Genomic DNA, 16,382 nt, shown 5'->3' on the forward strand with positions numbered 1-16,382 from the left:
TTTAAAACGCTATCACCTTAAAGCGCTTAGAGCATCTTTCCTAATCATCGTTTGACATCAGCGGTTTGATGGTTTCTGATACGCCGTCATCACTCTGTTGCTCGTCGTTTTTACTATCCGAGGGCGTAGGTTTTGGAATAATCGTCAATGTCGCATCTGACTCAAAAACAATGGCTTCGATATCATCAAAACTATTCATCCCTTCAGAACGCATCGCGCTTTCTAGCTCTTGACGCGTTAGGCGCTCAGCACGCATGGCATCTGGTAAGAATTGCCCTTGATAAAAAACAATCCGCGGCTCCGATAAAATAAGATGACTAAAACTGGCTGAGACAGAAGCATATTTAGTCACTAAAAACTGTAAACAATACAAGGTCACGATAGCGGCGCTGCCCTCGATAAACGGGATTTCTTCGAGTAAAATCGTACTGGCGCTCAAAGAGCCAATCATCACCGTCACAATCCAGTCGAAGTTATTGAGCTGCGAGGTCGAGCGTTTGCCGGATAATTTGGTAATTAACACAATTAACGTATAAACCATGACCGCTGTTAAGATAATGCGCCCAAGTTTTTCTATATTGTCAAAAAGCAGCATGTCCATGATTTGAACTCCTATTAATCATAAAATACTGTCCGCTGTTTTATCGCTAGCAAATAGGGTTTGGCTACAAACAGCGTAACGGAATTTTATCATTAATAGTGCAAAAAATTTGTATTGGCTTGTCTCTATAGGTACTCAATAATGGCGAGCGCTCAAGGCGCTTGACAATTAGCGGCTATGCTTAGGATTAAGAAGACGGTTGATCAACAAGATACTAAGACGCGCGCTGACTAAGCTCAGCACCAATATCATCACCAACGCCGAAAGCAGCGGTAGCGGTCGCTGTATAGCCATTTCAGTCAATACCTCACGGCTCACGGCATCAAACAAGAAAAACCAAATACCCAAGAAATAAATCACCGTTAGTAGCCAAACCACCGCAACGCCGCCAAACATCAAGCGATTGATTTCTTTTTTATCTAGCGCACGCTGCTGATGCTTAATAAATTTATGCACCGCGATATAAGCGCCGACGATGATGGATACGACAGTCACCAGCTGTGAGTTTAGGGCAAATTTGGTTTGCACCATCATAAATATGGCGCTGGCCAAAACATAACCCACCGCAAAGAATCCGATATATGGCGCCATTTTAGGCGGCATTACGTTTAGGTTGCTAGAAGTATTGCCCGCTGTTTGACCATCTTTTGCTGGACTAAGACGCTTGCTAAGCTGCATTGGTTTGCGTGCCATAAAAATAACCTTTATAAAGGGTAAAGCATAGAGTGTTAAAACATATTAAGCATGAACGCTGATTTTTATTAATGCTTTCTATCAATGTGGTCGATATTAGTAATGTTATCAATGCTGTGCTGTCCAATCTAACATGCTATCTAATACGGTACGGGCAGTATAGGCATTAAGCGTATGATCTGTATTAATCAGTCCGACTACCACATAGTCTTGCCCAGACAAACCTTTGACATAGCCTGCCATTGAGGTGACATTATTTAAGGTACCCGTTTTTATCCAAGCGCGACCGATGGCTTGCGACTTGGGTAAACGGTCACTATGGGCGCTGATGGTGCCACTGACGCCAGCAATGCCTAGCGAGCTCACATAAGCATCAAAGCTTGGTTGGTTGTATGCGTAGGTCAACAGCTCGCTTAAGTTCGCGGCACTGATGCTGCAATCGCGGCAGAGTCCTGAGCCATTGGTCAAATGCGGCGGTGGGCTAGTCAAGTTGGTTTGCCACCACTGATTGATTGATTGCAGCGCTTGCGGATAGTCGGTCGCTGTTGGCTGACCAAATTGATATAAGCTGATTGCTTGATTGTTAATTGTTTTATCGGTATCAGTGCCTTGCTTATTAACGCTTTCTTGATGCGTGTCGTTTTTATTCACATCTGTTTTATAAGCGCCGATAGAAAGCGCTACTTGTTCGGTCATCACGTTATTAGAGAAGTGGTTGATATCATAAATCTGCTGAGTAAGGTTTAAAGAAGGATAGCTGACAATGGGCAAGGGCGACATGGCAATAGCTGCCAAACCATGTGGTGATTTTGTCTGTTTATTGGCAGGGTTATCGGCATGATAAGGCGTTTCTTGCGCGATGACTTTGCCGCTTAAGGTATTGCCAAGCGTTTGCCATTTAGAGGCAATGACGCGGGCGGCAAAATCTTTGGCATCAGGGTAGGCGATATAAAAAGCATGTTCGCCGCAGCTGTCTGGTAAATTGCTATTGAGCGTTAATTGTGCTGCTTGCCACTGCGGCGCAATACTATAACGCGCTTGCCCGCAAGCAGCCGAGCGCATATTTATCATGCTTGGCATTTGATAATTTGCTAATTGCGGTGTGTAAGTTAGCTGGGCTCGTGTATTGTCTAGCGGATAGCTTTTAATACCGATGCTGCTAAAATTGACCAAAAAACCATCAGGGCTGGCGTTGTAAGGACGTAGCGGCGAGTTGTCAAAGGCGGCAGGGTCTTTGGTGACGTTTTTAAACACACTACTATCGACGATAATATCGCCGTTGATATGACGGATACCAGCCGTTTGCACTTTATAAAGCAGTTGCTGTAAGCGTTCGTGGGTCATTTTTGGGTCGCCACTGCCTTGAATAATCAAGTCGCCATAGAGCGTATCGCCAATAATAATACCCGTATGATAAACGCGGGTGTGCCAGACAAAGTCAGCGCCCAACGTATCTAAGGCGATAAAACTTGGCACCAGTTTCATGGTGCTGGCAGGCGTGCGCGCAATATCGGCTTGATGGCTTAATAGCGGTGAAAACGAAATTTTGATAGCGGGATTATGAGCAGTCGATTTGTCGTTATTGTTTTTGCTGCTTTCATTTTCATTACTACTTTTAGCGGGTTTTAAAGCGTCATCGGGCAGTAGCGGTGGCACGCTCTCTATACTTTGATAGGTATAAGGATCATCGGTATAAGCATGCAGCTGTCTTGCATGTTGCTTAATCGTCTGTTTTTCAATCGTCACTAAAGTGCTTTGATGTACCGTTATTTCTTTAGCATTAGTATTACTATTTTGAGTCGTTTGTTTTTGGATGCCGTTAGGCTCTGCGGCAGCACTATATGTAGTTAGCGATTCAGGCTGATTAGCGGCTTTAGGGCTATCAATCACCTGCATAGGCGCAGGTAAGCGGCTCGCAGTTTTATCACCGACTGGGGTGATGACAATACTAATATCGGTCGCATTTAAGTTTGCACGCGTAAGCGCTGTCTGAATCGCTTCTGGTAAAACCGCTTGCGCACATAGCGGCGTTAGCAAAACACTCGCAAATAAGGTCAGCGATACTAGGTAGTGAGCAGGCTTATTGAGCGTATATGGTTGCTTAGAAAAAGGCGCTAATTTAGCAAAGACGGTAGGGCGGTGATCAGTTTTAGAAGTGGGTAGCATGAGCGGTCTATCATCAGGTGGCAAAAACAGCCTATGGTAACATGAGTTGCTATTTTCACGTAGTATCAGCGTTGGCGTAGGTGCAAAAATGCCATGGCTGTCATGATGGCATCGTTATAAGCATCGTGTGTGCCGAGCTCTGGGATCTCATAATGCGCTAAAATATTGGTCAAATGCTGTGATTGATTAGGAATACCCTGCGTACGATCGCCCATACGCCGAATGTATAATTGCCGTATATCAATGACCTTATTCGGTAGCGTGGTGCCCATATAGCGCTTGACCAAAGGATTCAAAAACCCTATATCTATCTGCGGGCAAAACCCAACTAGCGGTCGATTGTCTATAAAAGGCAGTACTAAAGCCAGCATTTCATCGTAGCTCATACCATGCTCAACATCGGCAGTACGCAGCCCATGAATCACAATGGTATCACGATCAGGCATCACTGGCGGCCGACAAACCAAATGCAGACCGTTACCCGTATCAATGCTATCGCCGTTGATATGAATGGCAGCGATAGATAGCAGGTGATGCTTTTTTGGATTGAGTCCTGTCATCTCACAGTCAATCGCGACCCATTTATCAGCCAAAGGTGTATTAAACATCGATGCCAGCTCAGGGCGCTGCAAATGGTTTTTTTGCCAATGAGACGATAACTGTTTTAGCCAACGCATCTTATTTTGCTCCCCTTTATTTTTGCGCGCAGCGTTCTTATCAACTGACTTATTTATTTTAATTAAACTCTAGCTGATAATGGCGACTTAATTGACCCTTAAAGCTTTTGACCACGGCCAAGCACTCATTTAATAAGTCTCGCTCGAGTGCCGATAAAGTGGTCGGATCAACTTGCCGCGCATGCTTATCATCTGTTGATAGCGCCACTGACAAACGCTGCGCCATAAAAAACTCTAATGCTTCAAGCAAAGTGTCAGCGCGCTGTTGGTTTAAGGCGCGCACTTGCACCAAGGCTTTAAGGCGCCCTTTACTACTCGGCGCATCAAAAATATCGTTTTCTAAGGCTAAAGTACGAATGCCATGCACCAGCGGAAAAATACCAGCTTTTTTAAGATCGATATCGTAGGCGCTTTTTTTACCGCCAAGGAGCGGCACAAACTTTTGCCACCATTGACCGACATCGCCAAACTGTAAAGCGGCACGAGCGAACTGGCGGACAAACATCAAATCTGACTGGCGATGGGCAATTTTTAAATGTTCGCGCACACTCGTCAGTAGCGATTCATCGCCGCAGACATATTCGCCATCAAATATGGCCGACAAATAAATACTATGTATCGGGTCGGTATTTCTAAACCATAAGCTAATCTGCGCTTTAAACTGTTTGAGCGGCTGCCGCCACATCGGATTGGTCATCATGATATTGCCATCGCACAGCGGATAACCCAAAGTTGCTAAATGATGGTTAAAGGTTTCAGCGAACTGAGCTAAGTCAGGATGGCTATAACCATCACGAATAATCAGCGCATTGTCTTGGTCGGTACGCATGATTTGCTCGCCGCGACCCTCTGAGCCCATGACGATGACGCAAGTATTTTCCATCACTTCATCAGGTACGATAAGTTGCCACAGTTTGGTAAAAACTTGCGCGTTAAGGGTTTGTACCATACGGCTGACATTACCAATTTTGATACCATTTTGGTGCTGCGCGCGAATATAGCGCCCAATGAGCTCAACCGCAGTAGCCAAGCTCGGCAAATCTTTTGCTTGCTCAATCTGCAGACTAATCAGCTGCGAATGATGACCAATATGAGCGAGCATATCACTTTGCCCAAGCACGCCTGCAACCTCGCCGTTGGCATCAATCACCGGTAGCCTATGAATACGGTAGCGCGTCATGGTCAATAGCGCATCGCCAATCTCATCGTCCGCATCAATGGTGCGCAGATTGAAACTCGCATAACGCTGGCAAGGCGTCGTCGCAGGGTTTTGCTGGTCGCTTACCGCGCGGCAGATATCGGTATCGGTTAAAATACCTAATGTACGACCAGAATAGTTATTGAGAGTTTGCGTATTGGCGCTATCAGTAACTAAGCTGCTATCTAGGTTGTTGCCTAAATTTCGGTCTAAGTTTCGGTCTAAATCTGTTTTTAAATCATTATCTAGTGTTTGCTTGTCAGCAGGGTGTGATTGGTCGAGCGGCCGCACCAACACATGCTTAAGCCCAGCTTTGGTCATGATATGTGCCGCCTCATAGAGGCTGCTGGTGGCATCAATGATATGCACGGGTAATAAGCTGACATCAATTACCGGCTGCATCATGATTTGCTGGACTTCTTGCTGTTCATTATAGCCATGATAGCTAGCATCTAAGCTTTGCCCGCTGCGCCGCTGCTGTAATGCCTTTAATCGTTCAGGTAAATCTTCTGAGAGTAATTGGCGCACTAAATGATTCTGGGCACTGATTTTGTCAACGGTGGCGCCGTTTACTTGCAGCAGCAGGGTGTCTTCAATTGCACGAAATTCGTAGGGCGATATGTCACTTTCATTTTTGGGTTTGCCATTGTTTATAGGTACGGTACTTTTTATAGGTATGAAAGTGGCTGCTTCGTTATCCTCTTCTGTAAACGATTTTGGCAACCGCCGACTGTCAAACCAATCATTACTATTTAGATGGTCGGTATGATTGCTACCTAAATAAGTCGCCACAAATTCGCCAGCAAGCAGTTGCTCAATTTGTCCTTTAATGACCACATAAAAATAGCTTAAATCATCAGCAGATAAACGCTCATCTTTAGCAAGATAACGAATTTGGGTATTTTTTCTAATACTTTGACGTTCAGCTGCGCTTAATACGTCAAAGGGCGGCTGGGTAAAATCAAGATGGGGCATGGCATCATCCTTGATGGCATATTTAGTAAAATTTTGGAAAAAGAAATTTTACGACTGCTAAAGAAATATAAAAATAGCGTCGCGTTATTTCTACTATAGCACTCTTCGCAACCGAGATAGTAGAGAACCACATATAACCATTATGATATTGTGGGTATATGTGGTATCTCTGATACTATACTAAGTCTTGAGGTCGTATCTATCGTTTAATGCTGAGGTTCTTTGACTAAATTTTAAGCTCAGTTTTTGAGTGAGTTTTTAAGCGCCAAGCAGTTTACGAATGCGACTAATGGCTTCGCGGCTTTCCTCAACGCTAGCAACCAAGGCAATACGCACATAACCTTGCCCAGGATTTTTACCATTGACCTCGCGTGACAGATAACGCCCCGCCAGCGCGTGAATATTTGCTTGCTCATACAAAGCTTTGACAAAGATTTCGTCGTCGCCATTAAATTGCTCAGGGACTTTTACCCAAAAGTAAAAACCCGCCTCTGGCATGCGTAAATCAAGCAATTCGCCAAGCTCTGACATCCATAAGGCGAATTTTTCTTGATAAAGCGCTCGATTTTGCGCCACGTGCTTTTCATCTTCCCAAGCAGCGATGGAAGCCAGCTGATGCGGTATCGGCATCGCGCAGCCTTGATAAGTGCGATATTGCAAATAAGGCTGCAAAATATCGGCGTCACCGGCGACAAAGCCTGAACGCAGGCCGGGCAAGTTTGAACGCTTGGATAAAGAGTGAAATACCACGCAGTTTTTAAAGTCATGGCGACCAAGTGCCGCGCAAGCTTGCAGTAGGCCAATCGGCGCGCGATCAAAATACAGCTCGCTATAGCACTCGTCGCTGGCAATGATAAAGCCGTACTGGTCGGACAAACGCAGTAAGTGTTCCCAATCATCCATGGTCATGACGGAGCCAGTTGGATTGTTTGGGCTACAGACAAACAATAGCTGCGTGCGCGTCCAAACGTCCCTCGGTACCGCGCGATAGTCACCTTTAAAATCATTATCGATGCTGCAAGGCATAAAGTACGGCGTCGCTTGCGCGAGTATGGCAGCACCCTCGTATATCTGATAAAACGGATTGGGCATCACAATCGTTGGTGCTTCATCTGCTTTTTGCAATGGCTGCGCGCTTGGTTGATTATGAGCTGGCAGTTGATTGGCTTCGTCTTCGGACAACACGGTTTTTGGATGGTCAATAACCGCTTGCACCAAGCTAAAAATCGCCTCGCGCGTACCCATGACTGGTAATACTTGGCTATGCGGGTCGAGATGATTGAGAAAGAAGCGCTTTTCTAACCAGTGAGCGATGGTTTGACGCAGCTCAAACAGCCCGTTGGTGGTTGGATATTGGCTTATTTTGTCCAAGTTTTCGCGTAGGACGTCCAACACAAATGCTGGCGGCTCGTGTTTTGGCTCTCCAATACCGAGCTTAATTTCACTATAGTTATAGGCTGGCGTACTGTCCGCGAGTAAAATCGCCATCTTAGCGAACGGATAAGGGTGCAGAGTCGTCAAGTTGTGATTCATAGGTAGGCTAACTATAATAGACAATTAATAATAAAGTGATAAAGAAAAATTACATTTGAGCAGTGTATCACTTCTCTTATTTTTTGTCTTTTTTCTTCTCAGACGGTTTATTGTCAATGTAAAACCAGCGTTTTGCGCAATTTATACGGTGAATAACCTTGCATAGCGCTTGTTTTTTAGACGGTAACCCGTATTGAGATTGGCCAATTTTAATCATGTGATTAAGTATAGATAAAATTAAAATAGCGTCATTTATTAACCAAGCAAGAAATAACTGTCCGCAAAAACGACAGATTATTTAAGGAAACTTGATATGTCTAGTGTTTTAAAAACCGATGAGCGTGGCGCTAAAGATATCAATGTGCAACAATTTGAGGGTAGCCAGCGTGTTGAGCTATACGAGCAACTAAAACAGCGCGAGCACAATTGGTGGCAGGCGCGGCAGCAGTTGACGCTGTTAAAAGAGCGGCAGATGTTTTGGTTTGGCGATAACAGCTTTATGATGTGGCTGCTCTGGCAATTGGTCAGCTATGTGGTGGTGGCGATGGTGCTTATGCTCCTGAGCAAACTGTCAAACATCTCATTGCCTTTATGGCAGTATATGGGTTTATTTGCGGTACAGACGCTGATTTTTATCGTCATGTTGGGTTTTAAGGGCCGTATGGCCACGCATTTACAAAATAAGATCAATCAAGTCGATGTCTTGCGTGAAGAAGCGCTTAACGAGATGACCATTTTGGCCGCTGATACGCTTTACAATGATGTGCATGCCAAAGCCCCGATTTCCTTACAGCAAATCTTTGAGTACTACGACGGCGAATTTCATTTGGCCAGTTTGCATCGTCTGCTACAAAGAGAGGTAGACGCTGGGCGCTTGATGCTTGGGCAGCAGCAGGTAGAAGCAGAGATTTTGCCGTTGGAGCTTGCCGATGAGGAGCTTAAAGAGATGGCAGGCGAGATGGTTTATAAAAGCGTCTTATAAAGTATGCGTTTAATATAAGTAGCTTATAAATATTTGGTCAAAAGCTATCGTTGATATTTTGTCTTAAAAAACGCTTTATCGTTGAAGGTTAACGATAAAGCATTTTTCGTATTTATAATTTAGCTTCTAACGATTAACTTCTAACATAAGCAGCTATATAGCAATTAACCATCGTTACGAATGCTCAGGCTTGCTATCAATGCTGCCTTTAATGTCTCAAGTTTATCCGCCGATAATGCCTGATCGTTTTGATCGCTGATGTAAAACATATCTTCTGCGCGCTCGCCTAACGTGGTAATACGAGCGGCATGCACTTCAATTTGTTGTTGTAAAAACACCTGACCAACGCGGGCAAGTAAGCCTGGTTGATCAAGCGTCTCTAAGCTCATGATATGCTGATTTGAGGCTTCATTAAACTCAAAGTGAATCGTCGTAGCAACATCGAAATGTCGCAACTGGCGCGGCATTTTTCTATTGGTAAGCTTGGGCACCGTCGGATTTTTAAAGGCGTCGATTAAGCGCTGTTTAAGCTCTTGTTGGCTGTCTGTATCAACCAATAGCGTACCGCTGCGGTCGAGCAGCACGTAGGAATCTAAGGCAAAATCTCGCGTCGCGGTAATGATACGCGCATCCAAAACATCGAGATTCATCTGATCAAACACCGCCATGGTAACGGCAAATAAATTGACCTGATCTTGCGTATAAACAAACACTTGCACCGCATCAAGTGCCAGCTCGCGATGCTCACGTAACACGACCAAGGGCTGACTATTGGCATCGGAGGCGCGGCCTATCGGCGGATGGTTTAAGATGGCTTCAGTATGCCACAAGATATCTTCTGCGATCTCGCGCAAAAAATACTCATCGCCCAAGTCATCCCACAGCCTTAAAACTTCATCGCGATTCATATGCTGATTATCGACATTATCAAGCATCGCCAGCGCCTGTTTGCGCGTGGCTTTAATCATATCTTGGCGGTTGGTTGGGGCGTCAATATCAGCGCGCAGGATACGCCGTGTTTGTGAATACAGCTGCTTCATCAAAGTCGCGCGCCAGCTGTTCCAAAGCTGGGGATTGGTGGCATTCATATCGGCAACCGTTAGCACATACAGATGGTTTAAATGAGTGACGTTGCCGACTAAATCGGCAAATAGCGTCACCACTTCTGGGTCGGAGATATCCTTTTTCTGCGCTGTCATCGACATCAGCAAATGATAGCGCGTCAACCAGCCGACCAAATGCGCGTCCGCAGCACTCATGCCATGAGCAAGACAAAACTCAATCGCTTCTGTTTCGCCAAGCTGGCTATGATTGCCGCCGCGGCCTTTGGCAATATCATGAAACATCGCCGCCAACACCAAAATCTCTTTGCGCTCGATACGCTGAAAGATAGAGCTGACCAGTGGAAAGTCCTCAAAAAAGCGCGGATCGGTAAAGCGGTGCAAAATACGAATCAAAAATAACGTATGCGCATCAACGGTATAACGATGGAATAAATCGTACTGCATGAGCCCAGTCACTTGCGCAAAAGCTGGGATATAGCTGCCCAAAACGCCGTAACGATTCATAGTACGCAGGCGATGAAATAGATAGTTTTGCTCTTTTAAATTGGCTAAAAACAGCGCTTGATGCGACGGGTTGTCTCTATACGCTTGTTCGATGCCGCGCGCCGCTATTTTTAACGCACGCAAGGTATGGGTACGGACGTTTTTGATACCGTATTGACCCATCAGCAAAAACATTTCTAAAATCGCCTCAGGGTGCTGAGCAAAGACGCGATGATGCGATATTGCAATCTGTTCGCCGACTCGGTTAAAACGAGCGTTAATCGGATGTTTTTTTGGTCGTTCTTCATCCGGCAGTTGCGGCTCGATAATGGTCTCATAATAATGATTGGTCAGCATCTCAGACAGCGTCGATATCTGCATCGCACAGCGATAATAATCGCGCATAAAGCGCTCAACGGCGGCATTTGGTTGGTCATCAGGCTGCGTCTCATAACCCATCATTTGCGCAATTTCACGCTGATAATCAAATAGCAGCTTGTTTTCATTGCGCCCAGTCAGCTCATGCAAATAATGGCGGATTTGCCATAAATAACCTTCGGCAAAGTTAAGCTCATCGAACTCTTTTTCGGTCAAAAAGCTTTGTTGCACCAAGTCATAAAGCTTACTGACCCGAAAGTAGCGCTTGGTCACCCAACCAATAATATGAATATCACGCAGACCACCGGGTGCCGTTTTGATATTAGGCTCAAGGTTATATTCAGTCGCATTGTGCTGCAAATAGCGCGCTTTTGCTTCTGCGATTTTTACCTCATAAAAATCACGTGGCGACCACTGGATATTGATGATTTTATGGGGCGCATTTTGCAGTGCTTCATTACCAACTAACAACCGCGCCTCTAGTAAAGTACTGGCAACGGTGTGGTCGAGCGCCGCTTCCAAGCATTCGTTGACGCTGCGTACTGATAGAGCGGGCTCAAGTCCAATATCCCACAATAGTGCCACTAAATTATCGATTTTCTCTTTATTATCAGCCGTAATCTCGTCTGGCGTTAGCAGCAAAATATCGACATCTGAATATAACGACAGCTCACCGCGCCCATAACCGCCAGTGGCAAATAAGGCTAAGTCCGTTTTATCAAGCTCAAACCATTTGAACAACGCAATGAGTAATTCATCGATGACGCAAGCACGAGCTGCTACCAATTGGCGAATATTGACGCCGCGTTCGAGCTCGCGGCTGATATCGTCATTGATTTGAAACAGCCATTCAGCAATACTCTGTTCGGAAATACTGAACGACGTCGCGCTATCAGTGGTAGTGCTATGGTCTGATAATAGAGGCATAGGTGTCAAATCAATGGTCGCGACATCGCAAGTAAACATGAAGGGCATCCGATTAAGAGGTTGTAAATAGAGGCGCTAAAAAAATGGGTGAATGCAAATATCACGCTGAAAAACAAAAAATAGCACCGCCAATATGCCTGAATTTTTAGGCAAAAAAAAGACCGCCTAGGCGATCTTTTTACGTATTACTGGGTCAAAAAGCTTAAGTCTTCTTCGGGGCGTGTGGTAAAGACTTCACAGCCATTGTCCGTCACCACCATGGTATGTTCCCACTGTGCTGACAGCTTGCGGTCTTTAGTAATCGCCGTCCATTCGTCCGGCAAAATCTTGGTCTGCCACGTGCCTTGATTAATCATCGGCTCAATGGTAAAAGTCATGCCCGTTTTTAGCTCAAAGCCTGTGCCTTTTTTACCATAGTGCATGACTTGCGGCTCGTGATGGAACTCATTACTGATACCGTGACCACAAAACTCGCGCACGATACTAAAGCGCTCAGGCTCGACCACTTCTTGAATAGCGGCGCCGACATCGCCCAAGCGCGCGCCGTTTTTGACCACACTCATACCGGCATAAAGGGCTTCTTGCGCCACTTTGCAGATACGCTGCGCCATGATTGAGCCATTGCCGACAATCCACATTTTTGAAGTATCGCCGTAATAGCCGTCTTTAATCACGGTGACATCAATATTGATGATATCGCCATCTTTGAGCAGTTTATTGTCGGTTGGAATACCGTGACAAACCACATGGTTGACAGAGGTACAGATAGATTTTGGGAAGCCATTATAATTAAGCGGCGCAGGAATCGCGTCTTGCACGTTAACAATATAGTCATGAGCGATTTGGTTCAATGCTTCGGTACTGACGCCAACTTTGACGTGCTCGTCGAGCATTACAAGGACATCACTGGCAAGTTTACCAGCCACGCGCATTTTTTCTATGGCTTCAGGAGATTGGATAAGGGATTTTTTGGTCATCATAGTCGTACTTATAGTTATAGAATTTAGGTAGGCAATTATACCATAAATGCAAGCGTCGCTGTTCTGCTAACCCTTAGCAACTTTGTACACATTTATCAACCCTAGCGTTATAGTGATATTAGCTGTTTCAGCTTATCTATATGTAGATACGTGACTATAAAGTCATGGAAATATGACTCATATATCAAAAAACAGTTGAATGTTGTAGATGATAGAAGTATGGTAATTTTGTTTGCTAAATGAATTGGCAACGATTTTTAGCGCTTACTGCAGGATGCAATAGCTAAGCGTGAAAAAATAAACGTTAAAGATAAGCCACATAAAAGTGGCTTCACGCTTTTATTTTACAATAACAAGGATGTTGTTATGACTCTAAAATCTCGCCTGCGCGCTGCCATAATGCCCAGTGCCTTTCTACCTTCACTTGGCGCTATTGCTGCCGGTGTGCTCCTCATGACCTTACAAACCACTTCTGCTCAAGCAGCGGGACAATTTTATAATTGCGCCAATGCCACCGGCTGTAAGATGGTCGATAGCAAATTTTTCACCTCAAAACATACTGATACCAAATATCCTGTCGTAATGGCGCATGGGCTTGGCGGCTGGACGAAGCTGTTTGGCGTGCTTGACTACTTTTATGGCATTCCTGAAACCTTGATGGCAGGTGGCAGTGAGGTTTATAGCACTAAGACCTCCGCTGTTAATAACAGTGAAGTGCGCGGTGAGCAATTGCTACAACAAATCAAAACCATTACAGCGATTTCAGGTAAACCCAAAGTAAATTTATTTGGTCACAGTATGGGCGGTATCGATATTCGTTATGTCGCTGGTGTGGCGCCTAATTACGTTGCCTCTGTGACCGCTGTTTCAAGTCCCGAGCAAGGCTCAAAAATGGCCGACTGGGTCATTAAGCAAGTCGTGGAAGGTAGCGCGAATAGTGGCTATGCTGAAGGTGAATTTAACGTAGGCTCTCAGATTGCTTTAGGCTTCTTTAAGTTCGTTGGTGGCTTCATGGACGTCGGCTCGGGTATCAGCTTTAAAGAGATACAAGAGCAAGATGGCTGGGAGGCGGTAACGGCGCTATCTACTGCGTCTTCGGCGAAGTTTAACGCCAAGTTTCCAGCCGCTATGCCTAGCAGTTATTGTGGTCAACCTACTAATACTGAAGTCAACGGTATCAAGTACTACTCTTTTAGCGGTATCGGTCAAGTGACCAATGGCTTAGATCCCAGTGATTATCTCTTAGCATTGACTGGGACCACCTTTGATGGCGAGAGCAATGATGGTTTGGTTTCTGCTTGCTCTAGCCGTTTAGGCTACGTGATTCGTGATGACTATAAAATGAACCATTTAGATTCATCAAATCAAGTATTGGGCTTGACGGCATGGGGACAGCCTAGTCCTAAAACTTTATATCGCGATCAGGTTAACCGCCTGAAAAAAGCCAACTTATAAAGCTATTTTTTAAAACTAACTTATAAAGTTTAAATATACGTTAGCAAATTAACCGCTTTTAAATAAAAGGGTCAGTTCAATAGTGACCCTTTTATTTTATCCCATTTTATGGATAGTAACTCCCTATATAAACCGCTTGATTAAATAAGATATTGTCGTTATGTCACATAATCGCCGTGTACCATTTTTGCCCGTTATCATCGCTGTCATAGTCGTTTTAGTAGGAGCAATTATTTGGTGGTTTAAGCCGAATAATAATAGCAATGCTTATTCTCAAGAGCAGTCTACAGCGCTGGACAATCAAACAAGCGCCAGCTTTACAGACGAAGCGAATGTTAATAATGGCATTGACACATTATCCAAGCAAAGCAGTAGCCAATTTACCACAGGTCTTGAGAATCTACCGCGCTCATTACAAGGGACGGATGTAGATGGTGAGATTATTATTGATGAAAATAAGCAGCTGGTTGTCACAGAAGGTCTACGTCGCTTATTTGATTATTTCTTATCGGCGTTAGGCGAAGAAGAGGAAGCCGTTATTTATGCTCGGGTGGAAAGCTATATCCGCAGTCACACGCCAGAACCAGCGGCAAGCCAAGCGGTAACGATATTTGAGCAATACGTGGCCTATCTTAAAGCGATTCCTGCTATAGAAAACCGTTATGGCAATCTACAATTACAAGCGACGAAAACTGGCGAGCTGGATTTAAACGTGGTAGCACAGCAAAAACAAGACGTCGCCAAATTGCGCCAACAGCATTTTGATAAAGCGACCATTAAAGCCTTCTTTGGGGCAGAAGATGAGTATGATGATTACAGTCTTGCGATGGTCAAAATCAACCAAGACAAGCAGCTCTCTGACGCGCAAAAGGAAGCGGCCAGACAGGATTATATTAGCCGTATGCCAGATAATGCGACCAAAGCCAACATCGCTCAGCAGGCGAATCTGGAGGAGTTAATCAGTCGTACAGAGCAGCTACAAGCCAAGGGTGCAACGGCTGAAGAGTTATACAATATGCGCCGTGAGTTGGTTGGCGCGCCAGCAGCAGCAAGGCTTGCGCAGGTCGATCAACAAGATGCTCATTTTGATCAGCGTTTTAAGCAGTATCAAGCCCAAAAACAGCAGTTGTTAAGTCAAAATGCCGATAAGGCGCAAGCGCAAACCCAAATCAATCAAATAGAGCAGCAATTGTTTAATGAGACGGAACGCAAACGTTTGGCAGGTTATGCCGCTTTGCAACAACAAAAGGCGGCAACTCCCAATTAAATCCGATGTTAATTTTTAGGTAAAAATAAAAAGTATTTAACGGTGAAATTGAATTATCAGTACTCTAAATAGTGTTATTAGCTAAAGTGCTAGCAGGGAATAGGTATTGTAACAAGGTGTGTTAGCAAAAAAGCTATAAAGTAGAACAAATATAGCGGTAATTGGTACTCAATCTATCATGACAGGCTTATGAAAAATGGGCATAATAACCTCACTGTTTAGACTAACGATAAAAAAATATTAAGCAAAGCACATTAATCAGGACGCATTAACCTGAGAAAATGCTGCTTAATATGATAAAAACAATATTTTTTACCTTTGCACTTTTATTTTTATATTTGAAACCTCTAGGAGTTTATATGAAAAACATGACTAAAATGATGATGGCTGCTACCCTTGCGGTTGGTACACTTGCTGCTGCCGGCTGCCAAACCACACCTAGCGTGACCGCGCCTGTGACCCAGCCAATTACTGTTGACGCCCTACAAGCGTATAACTGGCAGCTTGTCGATGCTAAGCGCACCAATGGCGACAAAGTTAGCCAATTATTCTTTGATCCAAGCAAACCATTGACGCTTAATTTTTTTAAAGATAACGGTAATGACCGCGTGAGCTTTATCAATACCTGCAATAATATGGGTGCCAACTATAGTGTGGTAAATGGCAATGTCGTACTCGGTAATGTTTTATCAACAATGATGGCGTGCCCTGAGCCACAAGCCAGCTTTGATACAGCGACACTTGCAACGGTACAAGGTAAATATAGCATTAATAAGAATGCCAATAACACGCCTATCTTGACGATTACTAATAGCAATCAAGTGGCTCATTTTAAAGCCGTTTCTAAATAAGTTAATCGTTTAATATAAACGTTTTAAAATCTGACCATTTAAAAATGCCTCACTAAACAGTGGGGCATTTTTTTATCTAAAATTCGTGACGCTTTCCGCTACACTGTCATAAGTCGCTAAGGTCAAATGTTTAAGCCATTAAGATATTTCTT

12 protein-coding genes are annotated in these 16,382 nt (G+C 44.4%); 4 read left to right on the forward strand and 8 right to left on the reverse strand.

Going from position 1 to position 16,382, the window contains the following annotated elements; translation table 11 throughout:
• Positions 1-40 precede the first annotated feature (40 nt).
• From JMX70_RS11155 to dapC, 6 genes are all read right to left on the reverse strand, one after another.
• Positions 41-601, reverse strand: coding sequence for a DUF421 domain-containing protein (locus tag JMX70_RS11155; RefSeq protein ID WP_201592129.1), 561 nt, complete (start codon positions 599-601; stop codon positions 41-43).
• A gap of 168 nt (positions 602-769) precedes the next feature.
• Positions 770-1,294: an ABZJ_00895 family protein gene (locus JMX70_RS11160; protein ID WP_201592131.1), complete on the reverse strand. Its 525-nt coding sequence runs from the start codon at positions 1,292-1,294 to the stop codon at positions 770-772.
• Positions 1,295-1,402: 108 nt separating this feature from the next.
• Positions 1,403-3,460: a D-alanyl-D-alanine carboxypeptidase/D-alanyl-D-alanine-endopeptidase gene (locus JMX70_RS11165; RefSeq protein WP_201592133.1), complete on the reverse strand. Its 2,058-nt coding sequence runs from the start codon at positions 3,458-3,460 to the stop codon at positions 1,403-1,405.
• Positions 3,461-3,525: 65 nt separating this feature from the next.
• Entirely contained in the window at positions 3,526-4,137 is a 612-nt protein-coding gene (locus JMX70_RS11170) for a 3'-5' exonuclease (protein WP_201592135.1), read from the reverse strand.
• Between the two features lie 58 nt (positions 4,138-4,195).
• The gene (locus JMX70_RS11175; RefSeq protein ID WP_201592137.1) at positions 4,196-6,310 is read right to left on the reverse strand and encodes a DUF294 nucleotidyltransferase-like domain-containing protein; all 2,115 of its coding nucleotides are present in this window, start codon (positions 6,308-6,310) and stop codon (positions 4,196-4,198) included.
• 258 nt (positions 6,311-6,568) lie between these two features.
• Positions 6,569-7,843, reverse strand: coding sequence for a succinyldiaminopimelate transaminase (gene dapC, locus JMX70_RS11180; protein WP_201592139.1), 1,275 nt, complete (start codon positions 7,841-7,843; stop codon positions 6,569-6,571).
• Positions 7,844-8,156: 313 nt separating this feature from the next.
• Here dapC and JMX70_RS11185 point away from each other — a divergent pair, with 313 nt between their 5' ends.
• Positions 8,157-8,825: a hypothetical protein gene (locus JMX70_RS11185; protein WP_201592142.1), complete on the forward strand. Its 669-nt coding sequence runs from the start codon at positions 8,157-8,159 to the stop codon at positions 8,823-8,825.
• 164 nt (positions 8,826-8,989) lie between these two features.
• On the opposite strand, the gene glnD is transcribed toward JMX70_RS11185, so the two are convergent.
• Positions 8,990-11,716 (reverse strand): [protein-PII] uridylyltransferase, encoded by a 2,727-nt coding sequence (gene glnD, locus JMX70_RS11190; protein ID WP_201592144.1) that lies wholly within the window; start codon positions 11,714-11,716, stop codon positions 8,990-8,992.
• A 146-nt stretch (positions 11,717-11,862) separates the two neighbouring features.
• Entirely contained in the window at positions 11,863-12,654 is a 792-nt protein-coding gene (gene map, locus JMX70_RS11195; protein ID WP_406947877.1) for a type I methionyl aminopeptidase, read from the reverse strand.
• A gap of 369 nt (positions 12,655-13,023) precedes the next feature.
• On the opposite strand from map, the gene JMX70_RS11200 reads away from it, so the two are divergent.
• From JMX70_RS11200 to JMX70_RS11210, 3 genes are all read left to right on the forward strand, one after another.
• Positions 13,024-14,112, forward strand: a complete 1,089-nt coding sequence (locus tag JMX70_RS11200; protein ID WP_201592150.1) for an esterase/lipase family protein — start codon at positions 13,024-13,026, stop codon at positions 14,110-14,112.
• Between the two features lie 160 nt (positions 14,113-14,272).
• Entirely contained in the window at positions 14,273-15,379 is a 1,107-nt protein-coding gene (locus JMX70_RS11205; protein ID WP_201592152.1) for a lipase secretion chaperone, read from the forward strand.
• Between the two features lie 359 nt (positions 15,380-15,738).
• Positions 15,739-16,230 (forward strand): META domain-containing protein, encoded by a 492-nt coding sequence (locus JMX70_RS11210; protein ID WP_068408557.1) that lies wholly within the window; start codon positions 15,739-15,741, stop codon positions 16,228-16,230.
• The last annotated feature ends 152 nt before the right edge of the window (positions 16,231-16,382 follow it).

This window comes from Psychrobacter pulmonis (assembly GCF_904846465.1).
GTDB classification, from domain to species: domain Bacteria; phylum Pseudomonadota; class Gammaproteobacteria; order Pseudomonadales; family Moraxellaceae; genus Psychrobacter; species Psychrobacter faecalis.